Origin of the sequence: Gordonia effusa NBRC 100432, assembly GCF_000241305.1 — a bacterium.
GTDB lineage: Bacteria > Actinomycetota > Actinomycetes > Mycobacteriales > Mycobacteriaceae > Gordonia > Gordonia effusa.
Genome location: NZ_BAEH01000074.1, coordinates 1 through 2,252, shown reverse-complemented (window position 1 = coordinate 2,252; position 2,252 = coordinate 1). Strand labels below are relative to the sequence as shown.

At 60.3% G+C, this 2,252-nt stretch carries 2 protein-coding genes and 1 pseudogene; 1 reads left to right on the top strand and 2 read right to left on the bottom strand.

Annotated elements, in window-relative coordinates:
- Together GOEFS_RS13180 and GOEFS_RS13175 are read right to left on the bottom strand one after the other, a co-directional pair.
- Window positions 1-699: transporter substrate-binding domain-containing protein (locus tag GOEFS_RS13180; RefSeq protein ID WP_280985275.1), on the bottom strand; the 699-nt coding region annotated here is incomplete at its 3' end.
- A gap of 53 nt (window positions 700-752) precedes the next feature.
- A complete protein-coding gene (locus GOEFS_RS13175) occupies window positions 753-1,481 on the bottom strand; it encodes an amino acid ABC transporter ATP-binding protein (RefSeq protein WP_170323174.1) in 729 nt (242 codons plus the stop codon).
- 268 nt (window positions 1,482-1,749) lie between these two features.
- Between GOEFS_RS13175 and GOEFS_RS13170 the strand changes: the two are divergent.
- Window positions 1,750-2,252 (top strand): annotated as a pseudogene (locus GOEFS_RS13170) (tRNA (N6-isopentenyl adenosine(37)-C2)-methylthiotransferase MiaB); the annotation flags it as partial.

Sequence of the window (2,252 nt, the reverse complement as noted above, 5' to 3'; positions counted from 1 at the left end):
GCCGGCTTTGATGTAGTTGTCGACCGTTTTGCCTTCGTAGTCCTTCGACCCGCAATACGCATTCGGATAGGTCATATCGACCAACTTGAATTCGCCTTCCCAGAACTTCGCGTAGCCAGCCAGAATCACTTCGTCCGTCGTCAGGGCGTCGACCTTGCCGCGACGTAGACCTTCGACGCATGAGGAATAGGAGTCGTACTCCTGAAGCTGCACACCGGGAAGCTGCTTCTTGACGTTCTGAGCCGGGGTTGAGCCGGTCACTGAGCAGAGCTTTTTGCCTTTTTCCAGGTCAGTGAGTGTCTTGATCGACTCGTCGTCGGAGCGGACCAGAAGCCCCTGGTAATTGATCAGATACGGCCCAGCGAAGTCGACTTTCTTCGACCGCGCGGCGTTGATCGAATACGTCGCGGCGATCATATCCACCTCGCCGTTGTCGATCAGTGTTTCGCGTTGCGCCGACGGTGTCTCGCGCCAGGTGATCTTGGGGTGTGGAACCTTCAACTGGTCGGCGATGTAGTTGACGACATATGTCGACACGGCCGGGTCGAAGCCGGTCACCGACTTATCGGGATTGCGCTGGCCGAGGCCAGGCTGGTCGTATTTGGTGCCGAGAATAACCGAACCATTTCGGATGGATTCGAGGAGATTACGCGGCTCGGTGCTGCCACAAGCCGACAGCAACGCACCGCCCAGGGCCATGATCACCAGACAGGCGGCGATCGCCGCTGCGCGCGGTGATTTCCGTGCCCGCATCAGTGGTCCAGGATCTTGGACAAGAAGTCGCGAGCACGCTCCGACTTCGGCTGGGTGAAGAAGCTTTCGGGATCGGTATCTTCGACGATCGCGCCATCGGCCATGAAGATGATCCGATCGGCGGCCTTGCGCGCAAACCCCATCTCGTGCGTGACGACGAGCATCGTCATGCCTTCCTTGGCCAGCGACACCATGACGTCGAGTACTTCGTTGACCATCTCCGGGTCGAGCGCCGACGTCGGCTCGTCGAAGAGCATGACGCTCGGTTCCATCGCGAGCGACCGCGCGATGGCGACTCGTTGCTGCTGCCCGCCCGATAACTGAGCGGGGTACTTGTCCTTCTGCGTTGCGATGCCGACGCGTTCGAGAAGCTGGTAGCCGCGTTTCTCCGCGTCCGCCTTGGACTTTCGACGCACCTTGATCGGTGCCAGAGTGACATTCTCCAGAATTGTCTTGTGCGCGAACAGGTTAAAGGACTGGAAGACCATGCCAACATCGGCGCGCAGTTTAGCGAGGTCACGTCCCTCGGCTGGGAGTCGCCGGCCATCGATCGAGATGTCGCCGCTGTCAATGGGTTCCAGGCGATTGATGGTGCGGCAGAGCGTCGACTTGCCCGAGCCGGAGGGGCCAAGGACCACAACGACCTGCCCGGCGGGGACTTCCAGGTTGATGTCTTTGAGTACGTGCAGTGATCCGAAGTGCTTCTGCACATTTCGCATCGAGATCATTGATTTCGGTGGGCCGTCGGCGGCCTTGACTGTGGTGTCGTCGGTGGGCGAAGCGGTCATATCTGGTCACACTACTGCGCGGGCGGCCCGGCAACGCACGCAACGCGGAGGTTGGCACCGCAATGTTTACATTCGCCTCATCTGCCGCACGACGAAGCGCGACCGGGTTGCGGCCGGATTCGATTTGGTTTGCTCACGTACCCTGGGATAAGTGAGTAGCCAGTTGTCCGCGCCGCGCCGCTATCAGGTGCGCACCTATGGGTGCCAGATGAATGTCCACGACTCTGAGCGGATCTCGGGTCTGCTGGAAGACGCGGGTTATGTGGCCGCCGCCGACGGCGACGAACCCGATCTGGTGGTATTCAACACCTGTGCGGTCCGCGAAAACGCGGACAACAAGCTCTACGGCAACCTCTCTCACCTCGCGCCGCAGAAGCAAGACCGCCCCGATATGCAGATCGCGGTCGGCGGTTGCCTGGCTCAGAAGGACAAAGACAAGGTGCTGTCGAAGGCGCCGTATGTCGACGTCGTATTCGGTACGCACAACATCGGATCGCTGCCGGCGTTGTTAGACCGTGCGCGGCACAACGCGCAGGCGCAGGTCGAAATCTTGGAGTCGCTTGAGCAATTTCCGTCGACGCTGCCGGCCAAGCGGGACTCGGCGTATTCGGGCTGGGTGTCGGTGTCGGTCGGATGCAATAACACCTGCACGTTTTGCATTGTGCCGTCCCTGCGCGGCAAAGAAGTTGATCGCCGTCCCGGCGACATTCT